Origin of the sequence: Streptomyces sp. MUM 2J (assembly GCF_022414535.1) — a bacterium.
Classification (GTDB): domain Bacteria; phylum Actinomycetota; class Actinomycetes; order Streptomycetales; family Streptomycetaceae; genus Streptomyces.
Genome location: NZ_JADWYM010000092.1, coordinates 1 through 3,899, shown reverse-complemented (window position 1 = coordinate 3,899; position 3,899 = coordinate 1). Strand labels below are relative to the sequence as shown.

Sequence of the window (3,899 nt, the reverse complement as noted above, 5' to 3'; positions counted from 1 at the left end):
AAGGTCCTCTACGCCGCCGCATAGCTCACAAGCCCGCCCGTGTCCGTCAGACCGGGGCAACTCCATTCCGGACAGAACACCTGCGGTATGCACTGCGCTTCGACCGGCTGGTCACGCTGCTGACCAACCCGGCCGGCCTGTTCACCGAACTTTTCGGCTGGGGCAGGCCGACCGCTGCGATCGGCGAGCTCTCGACCGCGCTGGCCCTTGTGCTCTCCAGCCTGGGCCGGCCGGCGCTGTCCGGCCTTCTCGATGCCGAGGCTGAGGCGGTTGTGCTGGGGCGGCCGGTACCGGAGGCCGCAGCCGACCCGCTGCCGTCGATCTCGGTGCAACTGCTGTCCGGGCTGGCCGGCAACCCGCTCGATGTCAGCGTGGTGCTCGCAGCGCTGCGGCCGACGGTGCCCGGGGCTGCAGACGGCGGGGTGATGCTCGGTGCGGTCGTCGCCGGCACCTCGGAGCGGTCATTCCAACTCAGCCCCAAGTGGCGGCTGGAGATCCGCACTCCGCCCGGACCGTCCGGGGTCGCACTTCTCAAGCGGCCGGGACAGACGCCGACCATGCTCAGTGGCCTGTCCAACGCCGCGCCGGCCACCGGGACAGCCGACGAACTCGAGTTGGTCCTGCATTTCACCCGGCGCGGCGCGCAGCCCATCCCGTTGGTCGGTCTGCCGAGCGGCTCCGGATTGCGGGCTCGGGAGCTGACCGTCGCGTTCGGTGCCCGGGCCGGTGCCGGTGGCACGGACCTGATTGTCGAGCTGGCGACGGTCGGCGGCCAGTGGCTGCTCGACGTCGGGGGCGCCGGCGGGCTAATTGAGGCGATCATCCCTAAGGACCTGGTCCGGGCCGATCTCGACGTGGGCGTCGGCTGGGTCGGCGGCCGGTTCTACGTCCTCGGCAGCGCCGGCCTGCGGGCGTCGTTTCCGGTCCACCTCTCGGCCGGCCCGGTCGAGCTGCAGACGGTGAACCGCCCCCGAATAGCCACTGACCTGGGAAAACGTACTCCGGAGCCATGGGCAAACGGCCCCGGAGCCTCCCCATGCCCATCACCGCAGGTCAGCCCCTAGATCCGCCACCGCCGCATGCCCACCAACTGTCGAACCCGGGATGCTGAACGCGACGCTGTACGCGGCCGCACCTCGCGCTGGAGTGGCGGAACACGGCGTTCGTGCTGCCCCTGGTGGTCGGCCTGGCGTTCATCGGTGCGCTGCGCGCGGATGAGATCGCCTCCCGGCACAAGGTGTCCGGCGGGTGGTTGGGGGGTGTGACCCAGGGCGTCGGCGAGGACCTGGCAACGAAGTGCGCGATGGTGCGGGCGATCCCAGCGAGGCAGCCGCGGGGGCGTGCGTGGCCCACTGGCTGATCGCCATCAGGTAGAGGACGCCGAGCTGCTGCTCGACATCACCGGTTGGACGGCGGGGGAGAGCGTCGCCGACCCTGAGACCATTCACTCGTGTGGGTGCCTTGATTGACGAACCATCAGAACGTCAAAGGTTGAGGGTGCTGAAAGCTCAAGGAAACCTCATACTTCGATAACGGCTCTGCATCGCCTGGCCGCCTGTGTCGCTTTGAGGTGATCTTGGGTCGGTCCCCGCTGCTACGTTCCTTCTCGACCAGATCTGTGATCAACCACAGATCGGATAATCGGGGAGGAAACATGCGCCTTAAGCATGCAGCGGCAGTGGGGGTGGCGGCGCTCGGTCTGTTGGTGGCCGGTGCCGCTCCGTCGTCCGCGACCAGCGACTCGTCGACCACGAAGCTGGCAGGGGGGATCACGATTCAGGCTAACGCCTGGAACTGCAACTTCTGGTCCAGTGCCTGCTCCTGGGCTACGTCGTCCAAGGTGAACAAGAGGGTCACCTGGGTCAAGAACACGGCTGAGGTCTCCGTGTCCAGCGGAACCATCAGCGTGTCGGTGGGCAGCGGAAGTTACAACAGTGGCTCCAGCGCGACCAGGACGCGCTCGATCTACTGGACGAACACCAACGCGAACATATCGGACCTGCGTGGGCAGGTCCGGGTGAAGGGCGGTCTGTTCCCGACCGTCACCACGTGCTCGTATGCCTACCTCTACAACAGCAGCAACGGGGTCAAGGGCGGGGCCACGGCCTGCACCTGATCCTGCTGCGGGGAGGGGCCCGGCTCGTGGGCCGGGCCCCTCCCCAGCTCTGGTGGGCGAGTCGTACGGGGAAGTGGATTGAGATGAAGAGACCAGGCTGGTCTGCCCTGGCAGGCTGCGCTGTTGTGATAGTCCTTGTGGCCAGTCTGCTCGGTGGATGGCGGTTGTTCACAAAGGCTGGCAGCCACGCGGCCCCTCTGGACGAGCGGCAGCGTGCTTTGAGCACGCAGTTGGACGGATTTCGGGGGGAGGACGGGCTGTTCATGCACTCCTTCGCGGCGGTGAAGGAGCCAGGCCTCTACCAGAGTGCGTACGGTTTGTCCGCGCTGCGTGCGGCCGGTGAGCCGGTCCACGTCTCACTGCCCGGTCCAGAGATCAGGCAGCGGCTGTCCCCGTGGGCTGAGAAGGACCCCTTGTGGGGGCGTTATTACTTTGGGCTGCTGGAGCAGGCAACCGGCAAGACCGTCCACACGGAGGCCGATGTCCAGGTCTTGCGGAGAATGCTCACAGGCGATGGATACTTCCGAGATCCCGCTCCCGAGAGCCCTCAGGAACCTGCGGCTCCACTGAAGCTGAGCCAGACCACAGCCGCGCTGGAGGGACTCCAACAGTTCGGTTCCCCGCTTCGGTCCGCAGACCGTGCGCGTGTTGCGGACTGGCTTCATGCTTTTCCGTCGCCCAGCGAGCCCCAGATGGTCGTGGAGTACAACCTGGCCAGGGCGTGCGAGTTGGTCGGATCACCAGTGCCCAAGGAGACTGCGGTCAGGGTCGATGCTTGGTCGCCTCCGCAGAGAGCAGCATCGGCCGAGGAGCGCAGCGTTCAGCTGACAGACACAGCCGCATATGTTCTGGCCGCTTCCCTCACCAAGACGGACCTCTCCTCCCGGCGTGCAAAGCTAATAGAGGTCTTGACCCCCGAGAAGGGGGATCTAGCCGACCCGCAGATGGCATGGATGGTGGCGCGGGCTCTGGCCGTCGTGTCGAATCAGCAGTCCGCAGCGGCGGCCGTTTCACCCGGGATCAAGCGACATCTCCTGGAGAACGGGCTGATGTCTAAGGCACAGTCATATCAGGGGCGGCTGGACGCCTCTTACCAAGCCGAGCGTCTGCGCATGGCCGAGGGGCTGCCCACCAAGGACGAGCGTCTGAGGCAGGGGCTGGAAGGCCTGCGGACGCAGCTCTTCTCGCACGGGACCGCGCTGGACCGTGCGACCTGGCTCGCCACCTATCGTCTGGCCGGAGGAACAGTCTCGGCGCCGGAGGAGGAATCTGTGCTCCAAGCGGCAAGCGAAGCGTTCACCCGCAACGTGACCTTGCAGAATGTGCAGATATGGGCGCAACAGGTGGATGTGCTGCAGGTCCTGGACGAGCCAATACCGGCCTTCACCGTGGAACCGTGGGCGGCGCAGAGTCCGGAAGCACGAAGCGCGCGGAACGTCCTCGTGCTCGGCTTGTCGCGGGCCGGGCGCCTTGGCCTGCTTGCGGACCGGCCTGCCGCGGCGCAACTGCTCACTGAGGCCGATGAACAGCTGAAAGCGGGGACGGTGACCGCAGCGTCGCTTGCCCTGGACGCCGCCAGTGCTGTCGGCTGGGTGACAGACGCTGCCACCAGCCAGCGTATGAAGAAGCAACTCGATGCCAGGACCCTCTCTGACACCGTTGGGTGAGACGCCCTGAAATGATCAGATATTGTGGGCGTGCGCGACAGGAGCACCGATCCGCATGTCCCGTACCAATTCTTCCGAGCAGGATCCCGCTCCGCGGCCGAAGCGTCGCCGCTTCT

3 protein-coding genes are annotated in these 3,899 nt (G+C 66.5%); all 3 read left to right on the top strand.

Annotation, left to right across the window (positions count from 1 at the left end; genetic code table 11):
* Positions 1–1,064, top strand: a 1,064-nt coding sequence (locus I3F54_RS31735; RefSeq protein WP_240122385.1) for a hypothetical protein, incomplete at its 5' end; no start/stop codon positions are given.
* Between the two features lie 590 nt (positions 1,065–1,654).
* Positions 1,655–2,116: a hypothetical protein gene (locus I3F54_RS31730; RefSeq protein WP_240122384.1), complete on the top strand. Its 462-nt coding sequence runs from the start codon at positions 1,655–1,657 to the stop codon at positions 2,114–2,116.
* A gap of 908 nt (positions 2,117–3,024) precedes the next feature.
* Positions 3,025–3,783, top strand: coding sequence for a hypothetical protein (locus I3F54_RS31725; protein ID WP_240122383.1), 759 nt, complete (start codon positions 3,025–3,027; stop codon positions 3,781–3,783).
* The last annotated feature ends 116 nt before the right edge of the window (positions 3,784–3,899 follow it).

Coding starts and splice junctions, on each gene's coding strand:
- I3F54_RS31730 (WP_240122384.1), top strand. CDS start 1,655: ATGCGCCTTAAGCATGCAGCGGCAGTGGGGGTGGCGGCGCTCGGTCTG.